Genomic DNA, 24,448 nt, shown 5'->3' on the forward strand with positions numbered 1-24,448 from the left:
ATTCCCGACATAATGAGTCCGCGTCGCGGCCACATATTGGCCGCGATTGTTAAGCACTCTCCGACTCGCTCCTTCAACTGGGGAGGGTGTCTTGTTTGTAATACGGAACTATGTGACCACGGGTGGCACGGTCGCATGCGCCTTGGCCATCGGCTACTTGATGCAGAACGGACCGGCCTCGCAGCCGGACGTGCAGGAAACACGTCAGGCGATGATCCAGCCATCTGGTGAAGGCACCGTGATTGCCGGGTTGGAAGGTATCGTTCTAACTTCGGCGACGCCGAATGCGTCCACGGCCCCCGAACCCTCGGCCAAGGTTCCGCCACGGGCTGAGCCTGCCGTTCCTCAGGCGCAGGTCAACTGCGATCTCGGGGCCCGCGCAATGGCGGCCCCCAACGCGACAGCACGTTTGACCCTGAAGGCCCCCTGCAACCCCGATGAAACCGTCGAGCTGCACCACAGCGGCATGACGTTCAGCGCCCGAACCGACAAGGACGGTCGTCTGGACCTGTCCATTCCCGCCCTGTCGGAATATGCCATTTTCCTGATCTCGTTCAAAAACCAGCGCGGCACTGTCGCCACCACTCACATTCCTGATTTTTCAGACTATGACCGGGTTGCGCTGCAATGGACGGGGGACACCGAATTGCAACTGCACGCGTTGGAGTTCGGTGCATCCTATGGCGAAGCCGGGCATGTCTGGTCGAACACCAGCAGTTCCGGCACCGGGCAGGTTGTCCACTTCGGCATGGCCGGCGCGCGCAATGTCGAGATCTATTCGATCCCCCGCAACGCGGCCGACGCAAATGGCACCGTCGCCCTGAGCGTCGAGGCCGAAGTGACTCCCCGGAATTGTGGACAGGACCTGGATCTGCAAGTGCTCGAGTTGCTGGACGATCAGGGACTGCGGTCGCGAGAGCTGTCGGTCACCCTGCCGACCTGCGACAGCGGACAGGACTTTCTGGTGTTGAATAATCTGTTCCAAGACCTGACAATCGCCGCAAAGTAGCGGCAGGCAGGTCAACAGGTCTTTATGAAGTATCTTCACGCGACGATGACGGTGTTGTCGTTGATGGCTGGCGCTTCAGGCGCCCTCGCTCAGGACATCACGCTGACCTCGCATGACGGCAAGGTCGAGATCACCGGGAACCTGTTGGGGTTTGATGGTGAGTTCTACCGTGTGGACACCCAGTTCGGCGAACTGACGGTGGATGGATCCGGCGTTACCTGCGACGGTCCGGCTTGCCCAAGCCTGATCGACTTTGTGGCCGAAGTGCACTTCTCTGGCGCATCGGTGATGGCCGAATCCCTACTTCCGGCGTTGATCGAAGGCTTTGCGCAACGAGAAAACCTGAACGTGGTAAGCGAAGGCACAGACCCTGCGCAGCTTGTCTTTGCCCTGACGCAGCCGGATCGGACCGCACCTTTGGCGCGGTTTTTCCTGCGCGTTTCGGACACCGACCGCGGTCTTGCCGATCTGACCGCCGATCAGGCAGACATCGCTTTGGCGATGCGCGAAATCCGCCCGCAGGAGGCCGCGGCGGCGCAGGAAAACGGTCTGGGCGACCTGTCCCGACCGCGCCGGTCGCGGGTGGTGGCTCTTGGCGCGCTGGTGCCGGTGGTCTCATTGGACAATCCGATCCAGCAGATCTCGGTTTCGGACCTGGCGCGGGTCATAAATGGCGAGGTCGCCAACTGGGCACAGCTCGGTGGCCCGGATGCCCCCATCGCCGTTCATCTACCGGATGTGACAACCGGTGTTGGTCAGGCCGTGCAAGACCAGGTGATGCAGCCAGCCGGTGTGCAGGCGCATGAGGACGTGATCCGCCACACCCGCAGCGCGGAACTGGCAGCAGCGGTTGCGCGCGATCCGTTCGCACTCGGTATCGTCAGCCACGCTGACCCGCAAAACGTGCGCAGTCTGCCGCTGGCCGGCGGATGCGGTCACGCATTGCGCGCCACGCGCGCCGCCATCAAGACCGAGGACTATCCGCTGACCCTGCCGATGTTCCTGTATCTTCCACAGCGGCGCCTCCCGAAGATCGCCCGCCAGTTTCTGGCGTATGTCCAAAGCCCCGAGGCACAGATGGTCATCCGGCAAGCCGGTTTCGTCGACCAGTCCCACGAACTGGTACGTCTTGGGCTTCAGGGCGACCGGTTGGCCAACGCCATCACCTCGGGTGGGTCCGAGGTGGGTCTGGAAGAACTGCAACGGATGATCGAAACTCTGCGCCCGCTGTCGCGCCTGTCGGTGTCTTTCCGGTTCGAGCCGGGATCGTCGCGGCCAGACGCGCAGTCGCGATCGAACATCCTGCAAATGGCGCAGGCGCTTGAATCGGGCCAGTATGACGGGCGCAAACTGGTCTTCGTCGGTTTCAGTGACGGAGACGGTGCTGCGGAAACCAATGCCCGCATCGCCTTGCGGCGCGCACAGACAGTGCGGAACGCGATCCTTGCCGCGATCGAAACCGCCGTCCCCGAAACCGTCGAGATCGCCGTCGAAGGTTTCGGTGAAGCCATGCCCATGGCCTGCGACGACACGGAATGGGGCCGCAAGGCCAACCGTCGTGTCGAAGTCTGGGTGCGCTAGCGGTCAGAGATAACCTTCCGAGCGGAAGCTCAGCTCGGTCGATTTGCCGATGATCAGGTGGTCGTGCAAGGTCAGCCCCAGTGCGGCGCAGGCATCGTTGATCCGGTTGGTCATGTCGATATCCGACTGCGACGGGGTCGGATCGCCCGACGGGTGATTGTGCACCAGGATCAGCGCCGAGGCGTTCAACTCCAGCGCGCGTTTGGCGACCTCGCGCGGGTAGACGGGTACGTGATCGACGGTGCCCTTGGCCTGCTCCTCATCCGCGATGAGCACGTTCTTGCGGTCCAGGAAGAACACGCGGAACTGCTCGATCTCGCGATGCGCCATGGTGGTGTGGCAATAATCCAGCAACGCGTCCCAGCTGGAAATCACGTGCCGCTGCATCACCCGGGCGCGGGCCATGCGATGGGCGCAGGCCTCGAGGATCTTGAGGTCGGTGATGACCGTATCGCCCACGCCCTTGATCTGACGCAGGCGTTCCACAGGGGCGGTCAGCACCCGGTTGAAATCGCCGAATGTATCCAGCAGCAGCCGCGCCAGCGGTTTCACGTCCTGCCGGGGGATCGAGCGGAACAGGACCAGTTCCAGCAACTCGTAATCCGGCATCGCCCCGGCGCCGCCCGACATGAACCGTTCACGCAGGCGCTTGCGGTGGTCCTTGATATACGAGGGCAGCCGACCCGTGGGCAGCGGCGTCACCGGCGCTTCGTCAGTTTCGAACAGCGATGGGGCTTCGGCAAAAGCGTCCTTGGTCATGCGCCCATGATTGCCCCAGAATCGGTTTCCGAATGGTTAACGCGCCTCACCGGCCATGCGGGCCGTGGCGCGGCGCACGGCCAGATGCAGCAGGATCGAGAACACCCCCAGCGTCAGCATCGCAGCGAACATCAGGTCGGTCTTGGCGCGACCATTGGCCAGCAGCATCAGGTATCCCAGCCCCTGCGACGAGCCGACCCATTCGCCGATCACCGCCCCGATCGGGGCATAGACCGCCGCCAGCCGCATCCCCGAAGCCAGCGAGGGTAGCGCCGCCGGGATGCGGATATGCCACAACACGCTGCGCGGGCTGGCCTGCATGGTGCGGGCCAAGTCCAGATAGCCGGACGGCGTGCGCATCAGCCCGTCGAAAAACGACGAGGTGATGGGGAAATAGATGATCAGCACCGCCATCGCGACCTTGGACCACAGCCCATAGCCCAGCCACAGGGTCAGCAACGGTGCCAACGCAAAGACCGGCAGCGCCTGGGTGAACACCAGCATCGGCTGCACCAGCACCCGCGCGGCGCGGGAATTGGCCAGCTGCAGCGCGGTGACGACGCCCAGCACGGTGCCGCAGGCCAAACCGATCAGCACCTCGATTGCAGTGATCCAGGTGTGTTCGGCGATCAGCCAGCGGTTCTGCCACCAGGTCTCGGCCACCAATGCCGGGCCGGGCAGGATAAACTTCGGCAGGCCGGTCAGGGTGACGATCGCCTGCCAAATGGCCAGCGCAAACAACGTCGCGGCAAGGGCCGAGAGCGTCTTCATGCCACCTCCTCGCGCAGCAGTTTCAGCAGCGCCCCCTGCGTTTCCAGCGTCTCGAGATCGTCCACCTTCCGCGGGGCCGGTGCATGGGGCGGTTGGCATGGGGTCAGGCCGTGGCGCGTCATCACCATGATCGACTGACCAAGACGCGCGGCCTCGGCCGGATCGTGGGTGACCAGCAGCACGGTGCGACCCTGCAACGCTTCGGCGGCCAGGTCCTGCATGTCTGCACGGGTGCGCGCATCCAGCGCCGAGAACGGCTCGTCCAGCAGGATGATCGGCTTGTCTTCCATCAGGGTCCGGGCCAATGCCACCCGCTGACGCTGCCCACCCGACAGTTCCGAGGGCTTCTTGGCCATGTGATCCTGCAGCCGCATCCGTTCGATCAACCGGGCGCGGCGGTCCTGATCGACCCGTTCGCCGCGCAGGCGCGCGCCCAGCGCCACGTTCTGCGCGACCGTGGTCCAGGGCAGCAGCAGATCATCCTGCGCCATGTAGGCCACACGCTCGGCCACCGGCAGCCCGTCGCTGGCGCGGATCTCGCCGGTGAACTCTGCCCCCGTCGCCAACCCGGCGATCAGGCGCAGAACCGTGGTCTTGCCGACCCCCGATCCGCCCAGCAGACAGGTCCACTGCCCGGCCTTCAGCGACAGGGTCAGCGGCGCGAACAGAGGCGCGCCGTCGATACTAGCCTGTCCGCTGATGGTCAGATCGGGGGGCGGGGTCATGGGGTCAGACCCATCTGCCAGAAATTCACCTCGAGCTCGGTCGCGGTGCGGAAGGTCTGGCACAGGCGATCCCAACGCGGTGTGGTACGGAAATCCGCCCCAAGTCGCCTTATTAGAGCCGAATCCAGCAGTTCACCCACAGCCTGACAGGCTTCCTGATATTCACTGCTGGAATAGGCGTCGATCCAATCGCGGTAGGTGTCCGAGGCGGCCTCGGCCGCCAGCCGTGTGCCGATTTCCCCGTATCCCATCACGCAGGGCGCCAGCGCCGCCAGCAGATCCAACAGATCACCGCTGTAGCCGGCCTCGAGCACATAGCGGGTATAGGCCAGGTTCTCGGGGCGTTCGGGCGTGGCGAACAACTCGTCCTGGCTGATGCCCGCGGCCTCGCAAATGCCGATATGCAACTTCATCTCTTCGCTGATCAGCCCGTTCACCGTGCGCGACGCGGCCAGCATCTCGGCATGGGTTTCCGATTTCACCACCGCCAGCGCCCAGGCGCGCGAGAAATGGATCAGGAACACGTAATCCTGCCGCAAATAATGCAGAAACGCCGCGCGCGGCAGGGTGCCGTCCTTCAGCCCCTCGACAAAGGCGTGGCAGGTATAGTCCCGCCACGGCCCCTGCGCCGCATCGCGCATCAGTGCGAAGGCTTTGCCATAGTCGCTCATTGCGCGGTCACGTCGATGGTGATGTCGCTGACCGGGTTGATGCTGTCGATCATGCCGGAGTCTTTCAGAAAGGCCTCGAACCGGGCATAGCGGCCGGCATCAAAGCCCGCCGGGCGCAGCGCGAAACGCGGCAGGGTATCGACCCAGGCGCGGGCGTTCAGCTCGTCCTGCAGCTCGGGCGAGGTGTCGGCGAAGATCTCCCAACTCTTTTCGGGGTTGTTCACGATGAACTGCGTGGCCTTCTCGGTGGCGGCCAGGAAGCGGGCGATCTTGCCCTTGTCCATCGTTTCGGGGTTGGCCACATAGATCAGCTCGTCATAGGGCGGCACGCCTTCTTCCTCGATGTAGAAGCAGCGGCCCGGAACGCCTTCGATATCCATCTGGTTCAGCTCGAAATTGCGGAAGGCGCCGATCACGGCATCCACCTGCCCCGTCATCAGCGACGGCGACAGCGAGAAGTTGACGTTGATCATCTCGATATCGTCCAGCGACACGCCATGCGCGTTCAGCATCGCGGTCAGGATCGCCTCTTCAACGCCGGCGACCGAAAAGCCGATCTTCTTGCCCTTGAGGTCGGCCAGCGTCTTGATCGGGCCGTCCTCCAGCACCAGCAGGCAGTTCAGCGGCGTGGCGACCAGTGTGCCGACCCGTTTCAGCGGCAGGCCCTCGTGGATCTGCAGATGCAGCTGCGGCTGGTAGGACACGGCCAGATCGGCTTGACCAGCGGCCACAAGGCGCGGCGGAGCCGACGGATCGGCAGGCGGGACGATTTCGACCTCAAGTCCCTGTTCGGCGAAATAGCCGTTTTCCTGCGCCACGATGATCGGCCCGTGGTCGGGGTTCACGAACCAATCCAGCAGGACGGTCATCTTGTCCTGCGCCCAGGCGGGCGCGGCGGCCAGCAGGGCAAGGGCGGTGATCAGTTTCTTCATGGTCTGCGTTTCCTTTTGCTTCACGACGTTGCGGCGGCGACCAGAACGATCGGGCCGCGCCAATGGGGGTGCAATTCCTCGGCCGCACGCCAGGCACGCAGCCCGGTGGCGCAGCAGAGGGCCAGCAATTTTCCTTTGTTAGGGTCTGCTTTCAGCGCCTCGACCGTCAGGCGGCGGGCGTTGGGGTGGATCGGCTTGGGCGCCTCCTCGACGCTGCGCAGATCGACAACCAGGTCGTTCGGGGTCAGTTGCGAGGGGGCAACAAAGGGGAAATGGCCGTCCGGTTCCGGCGCGGTGTCAAAGCGGAAGCCGCTGCTGGTGCAACTGCGCCCGTCCACCTGCACCATCTGGCCCAGCGGCGAGGGATCGAGGCCCAGGATCACGCCCAGCGCCATCTGCGCCTGCATCGCGCCGATCATCGCCACGACCGGACCCAGCACCCCGGCGGTGGCGCAGCTGGCCCCGCTGTCGGGCGCATCGGGGAATACAGCGCGCAGAGACGGCGCGCCGCCGCAGAACCCGCCGACATAACCCGACAGACCCAGGACCGAGGCGCTGATCAGCGGTTTACCCTGCGCCAGGCAGGTATCCGACAGCGTATAGCTGGCCGCATAGCTGTCGGCGCAGTCCAGAACCAGGTCGACCTCGGCCACCAGATCAGCAGCATTTGCCGGTGTTAGAGCCTGTTTTCGCGCTTCAACGGTGATCTCACCATTCAGCGCCCGGCAGCGTTCGGCGGCCGCTTCGGCCTTGGGGCGGCCGCAATCGGACTCGGCAAACAACGTCTGGCGGTGCAGGTTCGACAGGTCCACCGTATCGGGATCGACGATGGTCAGATGCCCCACCCCGGCCCCGGCCAGCAGAGGCAGGGCGGGCGCGGCAAGACCCCCGGCGCCCACCACCAGAACCCGCGCGCGAGCAAGGCGGTTCTGCCCCTCGGCCCCGACCTCGGGCAGGATCATCTGGCGGGCATAGCGGCTCATCGCGTGACCTCGATCCACTGGCGCACCCTGCCTTCGGGGTCGGCGTTCAGGGTGATGTCGGTCACGACCGAGACGATGTCGGCCCCGGCCTGAAACACGCCCGGCGCGCGCTCGACGCTCATGCCGCCAATGCCGACCAGAGGGATGTCACCCACGCGCCGTTTCCACTCGGTCACGCGCGGAAGGCCCTGTTGGTGCCATTTCATCTTTTTCAGGATGGTCGGATAGACCGGCCCCAGCGCCACATAGTCCGGATCCATCGAAAGCACGCGCTCAAGCTCGTCATCGTCATGGGTGGAGACACCCAGCTTCAGCCCGGCCTTGCGGATGGCGGGCAGATCGGCGTCGTCCAGATCCTCCTGCCCCAGATGGATCCAGTCGCAGCCCGCGTCGATGGCGGCCTGCCAATAGTCGTTCACCACCAGCACCGCGCCGTGGTCGCGGCACAGGGCCTGCGCGGTGGCGATTTCCGCGCGCACCACCGCGTCGGGCTGATCCTTGATGCGCAGCTGCACCAGCTTCACGCCCAAGGGCAGCATCCACCGCAGCCAGTCGCTATGATCGAAGATCGGATAGAAACGGTCGAGCGTCATGACAGAAAGGCCTTTCCGATCACGGGGGTCGAGGGTTCGGCCATGTCGCGCGGCTCGATCGGGTCGGCCTGATGCGCCAGTTGCCCGGCCTGCACCGCCAGCGCCATGGCCCGCGCCATCGCCACCGGGTCGCCCGCGCGGGCGACGGCGGTGTTCAGCAGAACCGCGTCATAGCCCAGCTCCATTGCGTGGGCGGCGTGGCTGGGCAGGCCGATGCCCGCATCCACCACCAGCGGCACGTCGGGAAACTCGGCCCGCATCGCGCGCAGGGCGTATTCGTTGTTCAGGCCCCGCCCCGACCCGATCGGCGCGCCCCAGGGCATCAGCACCTGACACCCGGCGGCCAGCAGGCGTTCGGCCACGATCAGGTCTTCGGTGGTGTAGGGGAACACCTGGAACCCCTCGTCGGTCAGAATGCGCGCGGCCTCGACCAGTTGGAACACGTCGGGTTGCAGGCTGTCGGTGTGGCCGATCAGTTCCAGCTTGATCCACGGCGTGTCGAACACCTCGCGCGCCATGTGGGCGGTGGTGACGGCCTCTTTGACGGTGTGACAGCCGGCTGTATTGGGAAGGATCAGCACGCCCAGATCGCGGATCATCGACCAGAAGGCCTGACCCGCCCCGCCCGCGCCCTCGCGCCGCAGCGAGACGGTGGCGACACCCGCGCCGCTGGCCCGGAACGCCTGTTCCAGGATCGCCGGGCTGGGATATTGCGCGGTGCCCAGCATCAGCGGGTTGGGCAGTTCGGTGCCGTAAAACCTTTTCATCCTCAGCCCCCCTGCATCGGTGCGACGACCTCGACCCGGTCGCCCTCGGCCAGTTTGTGCGCGATGCGCAGGCTGGAGGGCACGAATTCCTCGTTCACCGCAGTGGCGACGCGGCCGGAAAAGCCGCATTCGGCCAGCAATTCGCCAAGGGTTTCGGCGCGCACCTCGCGCGACTCGCCGTTAAGCACGATCTTCATCGACCATCTCCGAATGTGTGTTCTCGAGCGCCAGATCGGCCACGCCCTTGGCCAGCGCCGGCGCCAGCAGATAGCCGTGACGATACAGCCCATTGGCATAGATCGTCCGGCCCAGCCGGCGGATGCGCGGCAGATTGTCGGGAAAGGCCGGGCGCAGATCGACGCCGATCTCCAGTACTTCGGCCTCGCCGAATGCGGGGTTCAGTGCATAGGCCGCGCTGAGCAGTTCCAGCATCGAGCGCGCGGTGATCCGACTACTGTCCTCGGATTCGATCATCGTTGCACCCAACATGTGGATGCCCTCGCCCCGCGGCACGACATAGAGCGGCATCCGGGGATGCAGCAGCCGCACGGGGCGGGTCAGGGTCACGTCGGGGCAGCGGATCACCAGCATTTCCCCCTTCACGCCGCGCAGGTCGTGCAGGATGTCGCGTGCGTGCAAGCCCCGGCAATCGATGGCGTTGTCCAGCCGCGATGGGGCCAGCTTGCGGAGGAATTCGACCCCTTTGTCCTGCAGGCCGCGATAGAGGTCCTGCAATGCCCGGCGAGGGTCCAGATGGGCCTCGTCGGCGAAGAACAGGCCTTGGGAAAACCCGTGCAGATCAGGCTCTAATTTGGCGATTTTCGCTTGATCGACCTGCGTGAATCCCTCGGTCCGGCGGGCAAAGCGGCGCAGGTCGGGCAGGTCGCGCGTGTTGGCCACGACCAGCGTTCCCTGCCGCGCGACCGGGGTGCGGGCCGCCCACCAGTCGATCGCCTGCTGCCCCAGCCTCAGCACCGGTTCCTCGGCATTTTCATATTCGCACCACGGCGCCAGCATGCCGCCGGCCCACCAGGAACACCCATGCGCACCGGGCGGCCCGCCCGGATCGAACACCTGTACCTGCGCGCCCCGCGCCACCAGTTCCGAGGCCACGGCCAAGCCGGCGACGCCGGCACCTATGACCGACCAGACCGTCACGCCGGCCATACCCGGTGGAAGTGATGTACCGGCCCGTGGCCCGAGCCGACCTGCAACTCATCCGCGCGGGTGATCGCGCCTTGCAGGTAGTCATGCGCCTGCGCCACCGCATCGACCAGAGACAGCCCCTTGGCCAGACCGGCCGCGACGGCCGAGGACAGGGTGCATCCGGTGCCGTGGGTGTTGCGCGTGTCCTGACGGGGCGCGGTAAATTCACCGATGACGCCGTTCTGATCGATCAGCAGATCATGGCAGGTATCGCCCTTGCCGTGTCCGCCTTTCATCAGGACGGCCCCAGCCCCCAGGGTGCACAGGTCATGGCCCTGCGCGACCATCTCCTCGGGCGTTTCGGCGACCAGCCGGTCCAGCAGACAGGCGGCCTCGGGCAGGTTCGGGGTCAGGACGGTGGCGCGGGGCAGCAGCACCTCGCGCAACGTTTGCACCGCCTCGCGCGCCAGCAGGGCATCGCCCGATTTGGCGATCATCACCGGGTCCAGCACGATGGGCCCGGCAAAGCCGGACAGGCCGTCGGCGACGGTTTGGATGATCTCGGGCGTGGCCAACATGCCGATCTTGACCGCGCGCACGTCCAGATCGGACAGAACCGCGTCGATCTGCGCGGCGATCACGTCCAGCGGGATACCATGCACAGCGGTGACCGCCTGCGTGTTCTGGGCGGTGACCGCGGTGATGACACTGGCACCGAACACACCCAGCGCCGACATCGCTTTGAGATCGGCCTGAATACCGGCCCCTCCGCCGCTGTCGGATCCTGCGATGGTCAAAGCGATATGCGCCATGTCGCTCCCTTCTTGCATGTGGGGCAACGCGGGCATGGAAAACGTCTGAGTGTTTTAGACCGTTCCCTCCGCCGGTATTGCCCGGATCAGGTTCGATGGGTTGGCTCGCGCCTCTCAGCCCCGGTTCCGGGGCACCCCAACGGTTGGCGCGGACATTCTCAAGGCTGAGGCCGAGAATCAAGGGCCAATTCCGCGCAGTTTCGGGCCAATCTGGACTTAGAAAACAAAAAAGCCGGCGATGATACGCCGGCCTTTCGGGGTCTGGAACGCTGGGATCAGCTTTGCATCCTTTCCCAGAAGGATTTAACGGACGAGAAAAAGCTTTTCGATTCCGGGTGGTTGTCCTCTCCCAGATCGTCGAACTCCTGCAGCAGCTCTTTTTGCCGCGCGGTCAGGTTGACCGGAGTCTCGACCGCAAGCTCGATGAACATGTCACCGATACCGCCGCCCCGCAGCGCAGGCATACCCTTGCCGCGCAGGCGCATCTGCCGGCCCGACTGGCTGCCGGCCGGAATCTGCACCCGGCCGCGGCCACCGTCGATGGTGGGCACTTCGATCGAGCCGCCCAGCGCCGCCTTCGCCATGCTGACAGGCACGCGGCAATACAGGTTCGGGCCGTCCCGCTCGAACAGTTTGTGCGGAGTCACCTCGACAAAGATGTAGAGATCGCCCGGAGGACCGCCGCGCATTCCGGCCTCGCCCTCGCCCGCCAAACGGATACGGGTGCCAGTTTCGACGCCCGCCGGAATGTTGACCGACAGCGCGCGTTCCTTCTCGACCCGGCCCGAGCCATGGCAGGATTTGCAGGGGTTCTTGATGATTTGTCCCAGACCAGCACAGGTCGGGCAGCTGCGCTCGACAGTGAAAAAGCCCTGTTGTGCGCGTACCTTGCCCATGCCGGAACAGGTCGGGCAGGTGGTTGGTTCAACTCCGCCCTCGGCGCCGGTGCCCTCGCAGGACGAACAGGCCACGGCTGTCGGGACGTTGATGGTTTTCTGCAGGCCGGAATAGGCCTCTTCCAGCGAAACCCTCAGGTTGTAGCGAAGGTCCGAACCGCGAGCAGCCCGGCGTCCGCCGCCGCCACGCTGTCCACCCATGAAATCGCCGAACAGGTCATCGAACACATCGGAAAACGCGCTGGAGAAATCGCCCGATCCAAAGCCGCCACCACGCTGGCCGCCGCCCATGCCATTCTCGAACGCAGCATGGCCGAACCGGTCATACGCGGCCTTTTTGTCAGCGTCGCGCAGAACGTCATAGGCCTCGTTGGCCTCTTTGAAAAGGGCCTCGGCATCCGGGTTGTCCTTGTTGCGATCGGGGTGCAGCTCTTTCGCCTTCCGGCGAAAAGCCTTTTTGATCTCATCCGCCGAAGCACCTTTGGACACGCCGAGCACTTCGTAATAGTCGCGTTTTGACATCGGTATTTCCTTCTGCCTCAACGTAAACGGGCCGGCCCGGTATCCGGACCGGCCCGAATTGGCCCGGTTACCCGTTAGTTGCGCTTGTCATCGTCCAGGTCTTCGAACTCGGCATCGACGATGTCGTCATCGCCGGGACCCGCATCCGCGGCTGCCGGTTCGTCGCTGGCCTCTTCGGACTGCGCCTTGTAGATCGCCTCACCCAGTTTCATGGCCGCTTCGGTCACGTTCTGGATGCCAGCCTTGATCTTGTCGGCATTGTCCGACTCGACCTCGTCCTTGAGGGCCGCCAGCGCCAGTTCGATGGCCTCGATGGTCGACGGATCGACCTTGTCGCCATGCTCCTCGATCGATTTCTCGGTCGCGTGGATCAGGCTTTCGGCCTGGTTCTTGGCTTCGACCAGCTCCTTGCGCTTGCGGTCGGCTTCGGCGTTTTCCTCGGCGTCCTTGACCATCTTCTCGATGTCTTCTTCCGACAGTCCGCCCGAGGCCTGGATGGTGATCTTCTGTTCCTTGCCGGTGCCTTTGTCCTTGGCCGAAACCGAAACAATGCCGTTGGCGTCGATGTCGAAGGTCACCTCGATCTGAGGCATGCCGCGCGGGGCCGGCGGGATGTCTTCAAGGTTGAACTGGCCCAGGATCTTGTTGTCCGCAGCCATTTCACGCTCACCCTGGAACACCCGGATGGTCACGGCGTTCTGGTTGTCCTCGGCGGTCGAGAAGACCTGGGACTTCTTGGTCGGGATCGTGGTGTTGCGGTCGATCAGGCGGGTGAACACGCCGCCCAGAGTTTCGATGCCCAGTGACAGCGGGGTCACGTCCAGCAGAACCACGTCCTTGACGTCGCCTTGCAGAACACCGGCCTGGATCGCAGCACCCATGGCCACAACTTCGTCCGGGTTCACACCTTTGTGCGGCTCCTTGCCAAAGAACTTGGTCACCTCTTCGATGACTTTCGGCATCCGGGTCATACCACCGACCAGAACAACCTCATCCACGTCGCTGGCCGAGATGCCGGCGTCTTTCAAAGCGGCCTGGCAGGGCTTCAGCGACTTCTTGATCAGGTCGCCGACCAGCGATTCCAGCTTGGCACGGGTCAGCTTCATGACCATGTGCAGCGGCTGACCGTTCGCGCCCATCGAGATGAACGGCTGGTTGATCTCGGTCTGGGTGGTCGAGCTGAGCTCGATCTTGGCCTTCTCAGCGGCTTCTTTCAGACGCTGTAGCGCCATCTTGTCCTGGCTCAGGTCGACGCCGTGTTCCTTTTTGAACTCGTCGGCCAGGTAGTTGACGATGCGCATGTCAAAGTCTTCACCACCCAGGAAGGTGTCACCATTGGTCGATTTGACCTCGAACAGGCCGTCGTCGATTTCCAGAATGGTCACGTCGAAGGTACCACCGCCAAGGTCATAGACCGCGATGGTCTGGCTGTCCTGCTTGTCCAGGCCATAGGCCAGCGCGGCGGCAGTCGGTTCGTTGATGATCCGCAGCACTTCCAGACCGGCGATCTTGCCTGCGTCCTTGGTGGCCTGACGCTGAGCGTCGTTGAAATAGGCCGGAACGGTGATCACGGCCTGCGTGACTTCTTCACCCAGATAGCTTTCAGCGGTTTCTTTCATCTTGCCGAGGATGAAGGCCGAGATCTGGCTTGGAGAGTATTTCTGCCCGCGGGCCTCGACCCAAGCGTCGCCGTTGCCGCCATCGACGATGGCGTAGGGCACCATTTTCTTGTCCTTCTGGACTTCTGCGTCATCCACACGACGCCCGATCAGGCGCTTGACGCCAAAAATCGTGTTGTCGGGGTTGGTGACCGCCTGGCGTTTCGCCGGCTGCCCGACCAGTCGCTCGTCTTCGGTGAAGGCGACGATCGAGGGCGTGGTCCGCGCCCCTTCCGCGTTTTCGATGACCTTCGGCTGCGCGCCGTCCATGATGGCTACGCACGAGTTGGTGGTCCCGAGGTCAATCCCGATTACTTTTCCCATTTTTCGATCCCTTTCTTTTCAAGGCGATGTCCCGAGGCCGGAACCCGTTACGGCATCCCTGCCCCGATCTGCTGGGCGCGACAGGTCTACACCATCGCGCGTCCCGGCGTATATAAGGGCGAGGCCTGAGGCCTGCAAGCGTTGTGAAATGCAGGTTTTCGGGAATCTTGGGCCTTTTTTGGCAAGGATTTCGAAAGGAATGAGGTTTCTGTCATGACGCGCCTGAATTTACGGGGGTTCGACATCCGAAAAGGCCATCTGGACGGCGCCGCTCAGCGGCAGATCATCGAGCTTCTGCGGCCGATTCTGAAAGCCGCTCCGCTGTTTCATCCCAGCACCGCTTCGGGGCGCAAGATGTCGGTGCGCATGACGTCTGCCGGAACGTTGGGCTGGGTGTCGGACGGGGCCGGATACCGGTACCAGGACGCGCACCCCAAGGGCATGGCGTGGCCGGCCATTCCGGACCCGATCCTGTCGATCTGGCGCGACCTTGCCGGAACCTCTCGAGACCCCGATTGCTGTCTGATCAACTATTACGGCGAAAGCGCAAAGATGGGGATGCACCAAGACAAGGACGAGGCCGATTTCTCGTGGCCGGTCCTGTCGGTTTCGCTGGGCGATGACGCCTTGTTCCGGATCGGCAACACGACCCGCGGCGGTAAGACCGAATCCGTCTGGCTGAGCTCCGGCGACGTGGTCGTCATGGGCGGTCCCGCCCGGTTGGCCTATCACGGCATCGACCGGATCCGGTTCGGCTCTTCGCGCCTGCTGCCCAAAGGGGGCCGGATCAACCTGACGCTGCGCGTGGCAACCTAACGGCGCGCATCCCAGCTTTTTGAGATGTGCTTGCGGGTAAAGAACTCTCCCAGCAACCCGATCATCATCAGCGCGATACCGACCCACAGCGCATATTCCCAGCTGGAGTTGCGCGGAAAGTAGTTGCGAAACACGAAACCGCGGCACTGATCGATCACGTGAAACAACGGGTTCCAGGCGAACATGGCCAGCATCCATCCGCCCAGCGCATTGCCTACGAACATCTTGCCCGAGAAGATCATGTTCATCCGGCGATAGACATTGCTCAGTATGGTGGAGGTCTGCGGCATCCACGGCTTGAGCGCCATGAAGACCAGACCGACCGCGCAGCCGGTGTACCACGCAAGGATCAGCATGGCGAACGCACCGCCCGGGTCCTGCATCTCGATCGGATTGACCGCAACGCTGTAGACGAACAGGATCACCAGGATTGAAACGACCTGCGTGTACAAGGTTCCGAAGGCCGCGGCCAAAAGCAGAACCATCATGTTCATCGGCGAATGCAGCATCATGGGATTGTTGGTGCCCCCAAGCCCCGCGATCGCACCGACGGACTTGATGTGCGTCATGAAAAGAAAGATGCCGGAAAGGATGTACAGGATGAACTCACCCCGGATCTTGGCCACCCGTCCGCCCAGAAACGACATGATGAAATAGAACACGGTCGCCATCAAAACGACCTGCACGATGTTCATCATGATGGCGATTACGGCGTTGGAATGCTGCGAGCGGATGTTGCGGACCACGGCGTGAAACACCAGTTCCGCAAGGTTGAATGCCCCACCCACAAGGCTGCTGCTTCGCTTGTAATAGAACACTCGAACGCTCTTTCCCGGTTTTGTTCCGCCAGCGTGGCACGAATTCCTTGCCGTTCCGTATCCGGCACAGCATAAGTTCGTCAGGTTTTCGGATCAACAAACCATGGAAACGGAGCATTTTTGTGACCTATGACGACCTCATCCCCGTGATCAGACGCCTGGCCCTGGAAGCGGGCGACAAGATCATGGAGATCTACGATGCCGATGATTTTGACGTGAAGGTCAAGTCCGATTCCAGCCCCGTGACCGAAGCCGACGAAGCTGCCGATGCCCTGATCTCGGCCGGGCTGCGCGCCACCTTCCCCGACATCCTGCTGGTGACCGAGGAACAGGCCGCATCGCACAGCAAGCAGGGCGACACCTTTCTGATCGTCGATCCGCTGGACGGCACCAAGGAATTCATCAACCGACGTGGCGATTTCACCGTGAACATCGCGCTGGTCGAAAACGGCGTGCCCACCCGCGGCGTGGTCTATGCCCCGGCCCGCGGGCGCATGTTCTATACCCTGGCCGATGGCCGCTCGGCCGAGGAAACTGGCGCCCTGGACAAGGACAAACCGGGCGAAGTGACTCCGATTTCAGTCTCTGATCCTGACAATTCGGCGCTTTTGGTGGTGGCTTCGAAATCGCATCGCGACCAGGCTACGGATGACTACATCAACAAATACCATGTCAAAGACAGCAAGTCGGCGGGCTCCTCGCTGAAATTCTGCCTTGTGGCCACGGGCGAGGCCGACCTCTACCCGCGTGTCGGCCGCACGATGGAGTGGGACACTGCCGCAGGCCACGCGGTTCTGGCCGGTGCCGGGGGCCATGTGGTGCGTTTCGACGACCACACGCCGCTGACCTACGGCAAGGAGGGCTATGCCAACCCGTTCTTCATCGCCTATGCCCCCGGCGTCGAACTCAAGGAGGCCTGATGTCGGTTCTGATCGCGATCCCCGCCCGCTATGCCTCGACCCGCTATCCGGGCAAACCGCTGGTGCCGCTGACCGGCGCAACGGGAAAGCCCATGACCCTGATCGAAAGGTCCTGGCGCGCGGCCATGTCGGTCTCAGACGTCGACCGGGTGGTGGTGGCCACCGATGACGACCGCATCCGCGCCGCGGCCCAGGGCTTTGGCGCCGAGGTGGTGATGACCTCGGAAAGCTGCGCCAACGGCACCGAGCGCTGCGCCGAGGCGCATGACAGGCTGGGCGGCGGCTACGAGATCGTGGTCAACCTGCAGGGCGACGCCCCCCTGACCCCGCATTGGTTCATCGAGGATCTGGTCAATGGCCTGCGCGCCGCGCCCGAGGCCGGCGTGGCCACGCCGGTGCTGCGGTGCGACGGCGAGGCGCTGAACGGGCTGCTGAACGACCGCAGGCATGGCCGGGTGGGCGGCACCACCGCCGTCTTCGCGGCCGATCACAGCGCGCTCTATTTCTCGAAGGAAGTGATCCCCTTCACCGCCGAAACCTATGCCGGGTCGGATCCGACGCCGGTGTTCCACCATGTGGGCGTCTATGCCTACCGCCCCGACGCGCTGGCCGCCTATCCGGGCTGGCCGGTCGGACCGCTGGAGCAGCTCGAGGGGCTGGAACAGCTGCGATTCATGGAAAACGGGCGCAAGGTTCTGTGTGTAGAGGTCGAGGCCAAAGGCCGTCAGTTCTGGGAGTTGAACAATCCGCAGGACGTAGCCAAGATCGAAAGCATGATGGCTGCGATGGGGTTGGAATAGGCGCAAATTCCCCGTTCCGCGCGGGCAGCCTGGCAGCTACCCCATGACGGGCAGACATTCGGCAGGACCACGGATGACCAACATACTTGTGACCGGCGGCGCCGGATATATCGGATCTCATGCCTGCAAGGCGCTGGCGCAGGCGGGCTATGTGCCCGTGACCTATGACAACCTTGTCACCGGCTGGCAGGATGCGGTGAAATTCGGCCCCTTCGAACAGGGCGATCTGCTGGACCGCGCGCGGCTGGATCAGGTCTTTGCCAAGTACCAACCGGCGGCAGTGATGCATTTTGCCGCGCTCAGCCAGGTCGGCGAAGCCATGAGCGAGCCGGGCCGGTACTGGCGCAACAACGTCACCGGATCGCTGAACCTGATCGAGGCGGCCGTGGCCGCCGGTTGCATGGATTTCGTGTTTTCGTCCACCTGCGCGACCTATGGCGACCACGACAACGTGGTGCTGGACGAAACCACGCCGCAACACCCGCTGAACGCTTATGGCGCCTCGAAACGCGCGATCGAGGACATCCTGCGCGATTTCGAACAGGCGCACGGGCTGAACCACGTGATCTTTCGCTATTTCAACGTGGCCGGTGCCGACCCTGACGGCGACGTGGGCGAGTTCCACCGCCCCGAGACCCATCTGGTTCCGCTGTTGTTGGACGCGATCGACGGGAAGCGCGACGCTCTGACCATCTATGGCACCGATTACGACACGCCCGACGGCACCTGCATCCGCGACTATGTCCATGTCTGCGACCTGGTGGATGCGCACGTGCTGGGCCTGCGCTGGCTGGAACAGGGCAAGGGCAGCCGGGTGTTCAACCTGGGCACCGGCACCGGGTTTTCAGTAAAAGAGGTGATCGCGCAGTCGCACAGCGTGACCAATCGCGAGGTGCCCTTCAATGTCGGTCCGCGCCGGGCGGGCGACTGCACCAAGCTGGTGTCAGGCTCGACCCGGGCCGAGGCCGAACTGGGCTGGCGGCCCAAACGGTCGCGGCTGGAAGTGATGATCGCCGATGCCTGGCGCTGGCATCAGAACGGCCATTACGAAAAGTGATCATGCCATGGGCGCAGCGCACCACCATGACGAAAACGCCCCGGGCTGGGTTCGCAGATACCGTCTGCGCCTGAAGCGCAAGCGTTTGCTGTGGCGGTCCTTCCGTAGCCGCCACGCGTTGACGCCGGTGTCAGACAAGACCCGGCTGATCGCGCCCACCGACATTCTGGCCTTTACCACGCTGCGCAACGAGATCGAGCGCCTACCCTGGTTCCTGCGCCACTATCGCCGGCTGGGGGTCGATCATTTCCTGATGGTCGACAACGGCAGCGATGACGGCTCGACCACCTATCTGCTGAACCAGCCCGACGTGTCGCTTTGGCAGACCGGGGCCAGCTATCGCGAGGCGCGGTTCGGGCTGGATTGGCTGACCTGGTTGCAGATGCGCTGTGGCCATGGCCACTGGACCCTTATGGTGGATGCCGACGAACTGCTGATGTATGCCCATCACGACAGCCGCACCCTGCATGACCTGACCCGATGGCTGGACCAAATCGGACAGCCGGCCTTTGGCGCGCTGATGCTTGATCTATACCCGAAAGGCCCGTTGGGCACGGCGCCCCATGACTCCGAAACCGACCCGACCGAAACTTTGAACTGGTTCGATCCCGGCCCTTACAGGGCCCGCCGGCAAGAGCCGCTGGGAAACCTGTGGGTGCAAGGCGGCGTTCGCGAACGCGCCTTCTTTGCCGATTGCCCGGACCGGTCTCCGACCCTGAACAAGATTCCGTTGGTGAAGTGGGACCGTCGCTATGCCTTCGTGAACTCCTGTCATTCAGCCCTGCCCCGACACCTGAATTTTGCCTATGGCGGGCCTTCCGGGCAAACCCCCTCGGGCGTCCTGTTGCACACGAAATTCCTGCCGCAAGTCGTCGAGAAGTCGCGCATCGAAAAACAAAGGCGCCAGCATTTTCATGATCCCGACCAATTCGGGCCATACTATGATGGCATCATTGCCGGGCCCGACCTTTGGACTCCACAATCAGAACGGTATTCAGGCTGGGCGCATCTGCAGAGCCTCGGAATGCTGTCAGCGGGCGGGTGGACGTGAACGGGGAATCCTGTGCCTCAAAAACCCATGCTTGGCTAACGGCTTTTAAATACATTGCTTCGCAAGGTGCGAAAATGTCATAAAACGTTAGTGTCCGGCTCCCGTCTGACCAAATGCGGACCCCGGGCATGCTCGCGTATTACAAGAAGGTTGGGCAGCGCGTGAGCCTTTTGGATTCTTACCGGATGAGACTGCGGCGCAAGCGCCGTCTTGTGCGCTGCATCCGCCGAAGACGCGATCTGCGCACCGTCCGCAACAACACCCGGCAGATCCGGTCCGGTGATGTTCTGCTTATGAGCGTCGTGCGCAACGAAAAGATCCGCCTGCCCTATTTTCTTGACTATTACCGCAAGCTGGGCGTCCGGCATTTCCTGTTCGTCGACAATGACAGCACGGATGGCACGCTGGGCTATCTCAAGGCGCAGCCCGATGTCTCGGTCTGGTATACGAATGCCAGCTATCGCCGTTCGACATTCGGGATCGACTGGTCCAACTACTTGCTGCGCAAATACGCCCATGGACACTGGGTCCTGACCGTAGATCCGGACGAGTTCCTGATTTATCCGTTCTGCGACACACGTCCCATCGACGCGCTGACCGACTGGCTGGACGGCACCGGGGTGCGCAGTTTCGGGACGATGCTGCTGGACATGTATCCCGAGGGGCCGATACAGGACGCCACCTATCACGAGGGGCAGGACCCGTTCGAGATTGCCGCATGGTTCGACTCGGGCAACTACATGATCACCAAGAACCCGGCCTATGGAAACCTGTGGATTCAGGGCGGGCCACGGGCAAGGGTTTTCTTTCAGGACAAGCCCGCGAAAGCGCCCGCGCTGAACAAGATCCCTCTGGTCAAGTGGGATCGGCGCTTTGTCTATGTCAGCTCGACCCATGCGCTGCTGCCGCGCGGCCTGAACCAAGTCTACGACGAGTGGGGCGGCGAGAAAACCAGCGGCGCATTGCTGCATGCCAAGCTGATCAACACGCTGGGTGACAAAGCCCGCGAAGAACTGCAGCGCGGTGAACACTACCGCGCGTCCGGCGAATACAGGGCCTATGTCGACCAGTTGGAGAGCAAACCGGTTTTCTGGTGCAAATGGTCCGAGAAATACATCAATTGGCGCCAACTTGAGATTCTGGGCCTGATGTCCAAAGGGAACTGGGCATGAGCGGGACCCTGGGCATCGTGATGCTGGTCCACACTGCGCTGGACCGGGCTGAGCAGGTTGCCCGGCACTGGACCGCGGCAGGTTGTCCGGTGGTCATCCACGTCGACCGCAAGGTCGACCCGGCCGTGTTCAAAGACTTTGTCGCGGCCTGCGGGGATGATCCGCTGATCCTGTTCTGCGACCGCCAGATCTGCGAGTGGGGCGGCTGGGGCATCGTTGCCGCTTCGCAATCGGCCGCGACGCTGATGCTGGAGCGCTTTCCCGACATACGCCATGTCTTTCTGTCATCCGGCTCTTGCCTGCCATTGCGCCCGGTTCAGGACCTGATCGATTACCTGAGCGACCGGCCCCGCGTGGATTTCATTGAAAGCGCCACCACCGCCGATGTCAGCTGGACCGTGGGCGGGCTGGACCTCGAACGCTTTACTCTGAGGTTTCCCTTCTCGTGGCGCAAACACCGCAAGCTGTTTGACCGCTTCGTCAAGCTTCAGCGCGCGGTCGGATATCGGCGGACAATCCCCAACGGGCTGATCCCGCATATGGGCAGCCAGTGGTGGTGCCTGACGCGGCAGACCCTGACCGCGATCCTGCAGGACCCCAAGCGAGGTGTCTATGATCGATATTTCCGGCATGTATGGATCCCCGACGAAAGCTATTTCCAGACGCTGGCGCGGCTCTATTCCACCCAGATCGAAAGCCGATCGCTGACCCTGTCGAAATTCGACTATCAGGGCCGCCCGCACATCTTCTATGACGATCACCTGCAGTTGCTGCGCCGATCCGATTGTTTCGTCGCCCGCAAGATCTGGCCGCGCGCCGACCGGCTGTATCAGGCGTTTCTGAACGATCAGTCCCTCGCCGGAAAACCCGCCGAGCCCAATCCCGGCAAGATTGACCGCGTATTTTCCAAAGCGGTCGAGCGTCGTACCCGCGGCCGCGACGGCCTGTACATGCAAAGCCGTTTTCCCCGCCATGGCAGCGAAAACGGCCTGACCGCGTTTCCTTACTCCGTGTTTCAGGGTTTTTCCGAGTTGTTTGAGGGCTTTGAAAGCTGGCTGGGCAATGCGTCAGGCGCCCGCGTCCATGGGCATCTTTTCAACCCCAAGCGCGCCGAATTCGCCGAAGGAGAGACTATCCTGAACGGGTCCCTCAGCGACAACGCCAATTTGCGCGACTACAATCCGACGGCGTTTCTGTCGAACCTGATCTGGAACACCCGGGGCGAACGCCAGTGTTTTCAATTCGGCCCCGCTGACACCCAGAAGATCAATTGGTTTCTGGCGAGAGACAAGAACGCACAGGTCTGCGTGGTCACCGGTGCCTGGGCTGTTCCCCTGTTTCGGTCGAACATGAATTTCGCCGACATCCGCGCCGAAGCGGCCCGCCTGCAAAAGATTGAGACCGAACAGCTTGAGGTGCTGGATTCCGTGTGGACCAAAGCGCGCGTGCATGTTTGGTCAATGGCCGAGTTCGTTGAATCCCCGATGGAACACCTGCAAACCGTTCTTGAAGGGATGGGCGCGACGCAGCCCAGCCATCTGATCGAGGCGCCGACGATGGTTGATCTGGCCGGGTTTGGAAAGTTCCTGCAAAACCTCAAGAACCAGGGAATGCACCCTCACCTGATGGGCGACTTTCCTGCCGACGATGTATTCGGCAATCAGACCCGCCCGTATCGCAAGCCCTACCTGGTGCAATGACCCCGCATGCCGACCGACTTTGACTATTTCATCATTCTTGCCGAAATGCGCACCGGGTCGAACCTGCTGGAGGCAAACCTGAATGCGTTGGACGGCGTGCAGTGTCATGGCGAGGCGTTCAATCCGCACTTCATCGGATACCCGAAAGCAACCGAAGTGCTGGGACTTTCACTGGAAGACAGGGATGCTGCGCCGGACCGCCTGATCGAAGCAATGCGTTCCGCGCCGGAGGGTCTGCACGGGTTCCGGTTTTTTCACTCGCACGACCCGCGGGCCCTGGCGATGGCGCTGAACGATCCGCGCTGCGCAAAGATCATTCTCAACCGCAACCCGTTGGACAGCTACATCTCGCTCAAGATTGCGCGGGAGACCCAACAGTGGATGCTGACCAACGTGAAACGCAGGCGCGCCACCAAGGTTGCGTTTGATGGGGACGAGTTTCGGGACTACGTGGATGAGCAGCAGGCGTTTCAGCTGAGTTTGGTCAATCAGCTGCAAAAAACTGGCCAGACCGCATTTTACATCGGTTACGAGGATCTGACCCAACTGGATGTTCTGAACGGACTGGCGGCATGGCTGGGGGTTGAGGCGCGTCTGGATCAACTGGCTCCGGATCTCAAACCCCAGAACCCGGAACCGGCCTTGTCAAAGGTGACCAATCCCGAAGCCATGGATGCGGCCCTTGCGGCGCTGGACCGGTTCAACCTGCACCGAACGCCGAACTTCGAACCACGACGGGGGCCTGCCGTTTCGCGTCATATCGCGGCCGCGGAAACGCCGCTGATGTATCTGCCGATCCGTGGTGGACCGGAACAGATCGTGGTTCAATGGATGTCCGAACTGGATGGCGGCGAGCTGATCACCGACCGAAACCAGAAACAGGTGCGCCGCTGGATGAAGGCGCATCCGGGTCACCGGAAATTCACGGTCCTGCGGCACCCGTTGGCGCGGGCACATTCGGTGTTTTGCGAACGGATCCTGGGCACCGGGCCCGGCGCATATGCCGGAATCCGCAACCGGCTGCGCAACGGGTTCAAGTTGCCGATCCCGGGCCAGGTGCGCGATGGGAACTATTCGCTCGAGCAGCACTATCAGGCGTTTTCGGCGTTTCTTGAGTTTCTGCAGCTGAATCTCTCTGGCCAGACCCCGATCCGGGTCGACGGGCTGTGGTGCACGCAGGCCCGCATGCTGGAGGGGATTGCGGGCTTTGCCCTGCCCGATCTCATACTGCGCGAGGAAGAGATGGCCACCGCGCTACCGAATCTGGCCCGCGGCCTGGGGCACAATGCCCCGCCGAAGCCCGGCGTGCCCGCGCCGGACCAGCCCTATTCGTTGGATCAGATCTACGATGACAAACTCGAGGCGCTGGCCGAGGAAACCTATCAGCGCGATTATCTGCAGTTCGGATTCGGGAAATGGCGGCGTATCAAGGCCGAACGGTGATCAACGTACCTTCGTTCACCATCGCATAGATCTCTTCGATCTCTTCGTTCTTGACGGCGATGCAGCCAGCGGTCCAATCCGGTGTCTTCTTCGCGCGCTTGAACTCCTTGCGCAGGTTCGGTTGGCCGTGAATGAAAATGTCTCCACCCGGGTCGAAGCCCATCGCCTTTGCCTTGGCGATATCCTGGCTGTTGGGATAGGAAATCCCCAGCGACAGGTGATATCGGCTGCGAGGGTTGCGGCGGTCGATCAGGTAGGTGCCTTCGGGTGTGCGACCATCTCCGCGCTGGACCTTTGTGCCGCTTGGAGCGAACCCAAGCTCGACATCATATTCGCGCAAGATCTGCTCGTGATGCAGCAGGTACATCTTGCGTGCGCCCTTGTTCACCACGATGGATGTCACCTCGGGTCCGTTGTAGGTCAGAAACCGGGGGCCCGCACTTCCACAAGCCGAAAGGCTCAGTGTTGCCAGTGCACCCAATCCAAATGCTCGACGATCCATGATTTCACTGCCTGCTCGTT

The 24,448-nt window shown here is 62.9% G+C and carries 25 protein-coding genes and 1 riboswitch; of the genes, 10 read left to right on the forward strand and 15 right to left on the reverse strand.

Annotation, left to right across the window (positions count from 1 at the left end; translation table 11 throughout):
* The first annotated feature begins 91 nt into the window (after window positions 1-91).
* Together K3752_RS16195 and K3752_RS16200 are read left to right on the forward strand one after the other, a co-directional pair.
* Entirely contained in the window at window positions 92-1,009 is a 918-nt protein-coding gene (locus tag K3752_RS16195; RefSeq protein WP_260063797.1) for a hypothetical protein, read from the forward strand.
* A 24-nt stretch (window positions 1,010-1,033) separates the two neighbouring features.
* Window positions 1,034-2,590 (forward strand): phosphate ABC transporter substrate-binding/OmpA family protein, encoded by a 1,557-nt coding sequence (locus K3752_RS16200; RefSeq protein ID WP_260063798.1) that lies wholly within the window; start codon window positions 1,034-1,036, stop codon window positions 2,588-2,590.
* A gap of 3 nt (window positions 2,591-2,593) precedes the next feature.
* Here K3752_RS16200 and radC read toward each other — a convergent pair whose 3' ends face one another.
* From radC to dnaK, 13 genes are all read right to left on the reverse strand, one after another.
* Entirely contained in the window at window positions 2,594-3,349 is a 756-nt protein-coding gene (radC, locus tag K3752_RS16205) for a RadC family protein (protein WP_170405652.1), read from the reverse strand.
* Between the two features lie 36 nt (window positions 3,350-3,385).
* Entirely contained in the window at window positions 3,386-4,120 is a 735-nt protein-coding gene (locus tag K3752_RS16210) for an ABC transporter permease (RefSeq protein ID WP_170342712.1), read from the reverse strand.
* The gene (locus K3752_RS16215) at window positions 4,117-4,845 is read right to left on the reverse strand and encodes an ABC transporter ATP-binding protein (protein WP_170443895.1); all 729 of its coding nucleotides are present in this window, start codon (window positions 4,843-4,845) and stop codon (window positions 4,117-4,119) included. Before K3752_RS16215 ends, K3752_RS16210 begins: the two co-directional genes overlap by 4 nt.
* Window positions 4,842-5,516 (reverse strand): thiaminase II, encoded by a 675-nt coding sequence (gene tenA / locus K3752_RS16220; protein WP_260063799.1) that lies wholly within the window; start codon window positions 5,514-5,516, stop codon window positions 4,842-4,844. The genes K3752_RS16215 and tenA overlap by 4 nt, the downstream gene beginning before the upstream one ends.
* The gene (locus K3752_RS16225; protein ID WP_260063800.1) at window positions 5,513-6,448 is read right to left on the reverse strand and encodes an ABC transporter substrate-binding protein; all 936 of its coding nucleotides are present in this window, start codon (window positions 6,446-6,448) and stop codon (window positions 5,513-5,515) included. Before K3752_RS16225 ends, tenA begins: the two co-directional genes overlap by 4 nt.
* Before the next feature lie 20 nt (window positions 6,449-6,468).
* A complete protein-coding gene (locus K3752_RS16230) occupies window positions 6,469-7,431 on the reverse strand; it encodes a ThiF family adenylyltransferase (RefSeq protein ID WP_260063801.1) in 963 nt (320 codons plus the stop codon).
* On the reverse strand, window positions 7,428-8,024 hold the full coding sequence (locus K3752_RS16235; RefSeq protein ID WP_260063802.1) for a thiamine phosphate synthase: 597 nt from the start codon (window positions 8,022-8,024) through the stop codon (window positions 7,428-7,430). Before K3752_RS16235 ends, K3752_RS16230 begins: the two co-directional genes overlap by 4 nt.
* A complete protein-coding gene (locus tag K3752_RS16240) occupies window positions 8,021-8,791 on the reverse strand; it encodes a thiazole synthase (protein ID WP_260063803.1) in 771 nt (256 codons plus the stop codon). The genes K3752_RS16235 and K3752_RS16240 overlap by 4 nt, the downstream gene beginning before the upstream one ends.
* 2 nt (window positions 8,792-8,793) lie before the next feature.
* Window positions 8,794-8,988: a sulfur carrier protein ThiS gene (gene thiS / locus K3752_RS16245; protein ID WP_260063804.1), complete on the reverse strand. Its 195-nt coding sequence runs from the start codon at window positions 8,986-8,988 to the stop codon at window positions 8,794-8,796.
* Window positions 8,972-9,949 carry an FAD-dependent oxidoreductase gene (locus K3752_RS16250; RefSeq protein ID WP_260063805.1) on the reverse strand — a complete coding sequence of 326 codons (978 nt, stop codon included), beginning with the start codon at window positions 9,947-9,949 and terminating at the stop codon, window positions 8,972-8,974. The genes thiS and K3752_RS16250 overlap by 17 nt, the downstream gene beginning before the upstream one ends.
* Window positions 9,946-10,749 carry a bifunctional hydroxymethylpyrimidine kinase/phosphomethylpyrimidine kinase gene (gene thiD, locus K3752_RS16255; RefSeq protein ID WP_260063806.1) on the reverse strand — a complete coding sequence of 268 codons (804 nt, stop codon included), beginning with the start codon at window positions 10,747-10,749 and terminating at the stop codon, window positions 9,946-9,948. Before thiD ends, K3752_RS16250 begins: the two co-directional genes overlap by 4 nt.
* Window positions 10,750-10,795: 46 nt before the next feature.
* A riboswitch (TPP riboswitch) is annotated at window positions 10,796-10,898 on the reverse strand.
* Between the two features lie 126 nt (window positions 10,899-11,024).
* Complete coding sequence (gene dnaJ / locus K3752_RS16260) at window positions 11,025-12,167, reverse strand: molecular chaperone DnaJ (RefSeq protein ID WP_170361153.1); 1,143 nt, start codon at window positions 12,165-12,167, stop codon at window positions 11,025-11,027.
* A gap of 74 nt (window positions 12,168-12,241) precedes the next feature.
* Window positions 12,242-14,149 (reverse strand): molecular chaperone DnaK, encoded by a 1,908-nt coding sequence (dnaK, locus tag K3752_RS16265; RefSeq protein WP_170342692.1) that lies wholly within the window; start codon window positions 14,147-14,149, stop codon window positions 12,242-12,244.
* Window positions 14,150-14,362: 213 nt separating this feature from the next.
* Between dnaK and K3752_RS16270 the strand changes: the two genes are divergently transcribed.
* A complete protein-coding gene (locus tag K3752_RS16270) occupies window positions 14,363-14,965 on the forward strand; it encodes an alpha-ketoglutarate-dependent dioxygenase AlkB (RefSeq protein WP_170447253.1) in 603 nt (200 codons plus the stop codon).
* On the opposite strand, the gene K3752_RS16275 is transcribed toward K3752_RS16270, so the two are convergent.
* The gene (locus K3752_RS16275; RefSeq protein WP_093963926.1) at window positions 14,962-15,783 is read right to left on the reverse strand and encodes an ABC transporter permease; all 822 of its coding nucleotides are present in this window, start codon (window positions 15,781-15,783) and stop codon (window positions 14,962-14,964) included. The genes K3752_RS16270 and K3752_RS16275 overlap by 4 nt on opposite strands.
* Window positions 15,784-15,905: 122 nt before the next feature.
* Here K3752_RS16275 and cysQ point away from each other — a divergent pair, with 122 nt between their 5' ends.
* From cysQ to K3752_RS16310, 7 genes are all read left to right on the forward strand, one after another.
* On the forward strand, window positions 15,906-16,703 hold the full coding sequence (cysQ, locus tag K3752_RS16280; protein ID WP_260063807.1) for a 3'(2'),5'-bisphosphate nucleotidase CysQ: 798 nt from the start codon (window positions 15,906-15,908) through the stop codon (window positions 16,701-16,703).
* Entirely contained in the window at window positions 16,703-17,503 is an 801-nt protein-coding gene (locus K3752_RS16285) for a manno-octulosonate cytidylyltransferase (RefSeq protein ID WP_170391361.1), read from the forward strand. Before cysQ ends, K3752_RS16285 begins: the two co-directional genes overlap by 1 nt.
* Window positions 17,504-17,576: 73 nt before the next feature.
* A complete protein-coding gene (gene galE, locus K3752_RS16290; RefSeq protein WP_260063808.1) occupies window positions 17,577-18,560 on the forward strand; it encodes a UDP-glucose 4-epimerase GalE in 984 nt (327 codons plus the stop codon).
* Between the two features lie 7 nt (window positions 18,561-18,567).
* Window positions 18,568-19,611: a glycosyltransferase family 2 protein gene (locus tag K3752_RS16295; protein ID WP_260063809.1), complete on the forward strand. Its 1,044-nt coding sequence runs from the start codon at window positions 18,568-18,570 to the stop codon at window positions 19,609-19,611.
* Window positions 19,612-19,796: 185 nt separating this feature from the next.
* A complete protein-coding gene (locus K3752_RS16300) occupies window positions 19,797-20,783 on the forward strand; it encodes a glycosyltransferase family 2 protein (RefSeq protein WP_260063810.1) in 987 nt (328 codons plus the stop codon).
* The gene (locus K3752_RS16305; protein WP_260063811.1) at window positions 20,780-22,483 is read left to right on the forward strand and encodes a beta-1,6-N-acetylglucosaminyltransferase; all 1,704 of its coding nucleotides are present in this window, start codon (window positions 20,780-20,782) and stop codon (window positions 22,481-22,483) included. The genes K3752_RS16300 and K3752_RS16305 overlap by 4 nt, the downstream gene beginning before the upstream one ends.
* Window positions 22,484-22,489: 6 nt before the next feature.
* The gene (locus K3752_RS16310) at window positions 22,490-23,926 is read left to right on the forward strand and encodes a nodulation protein NodH (protein WP_260063812.1); all 1,437 of its coding nucleotides are present in this window, start codon (window positions 22,490-22,492) and stop codon (window positions 23,924-23,926) included.
* On the opposite strand, the gene K3752_RS16315 is transcribed toward K3752_RS16310, so the two are convergent.
* Window positions 23,910-24,428, reverse strand: coding sequence for a murein L,D-transpeptidase family protein (locus K3752_RS16315; protein WP_260063813.1), 519 nt, complete (start codon window positions 24,426-24,428; stop codon window positions 23,910-23,912). The genes K3752_RS16310 and K3752_RS16315 overlap by 17 nt on opposite strands.
* Window positions 24,429-24,448: the final 20 nt, after the last annotated feature.

Origin of the sequence: Ruegeria sp. B32 (assembly GCF_025141855.1) — a bacterium.
In the GTDB taxonomy this organism is placed as follows: domain Bacteria; phylum Pseudomonadota; class Alphaproteobacteria; order Rhodobacterales; family Rhodobacteraceae; genus Ruegeria; species Ruegeria arenilitoris.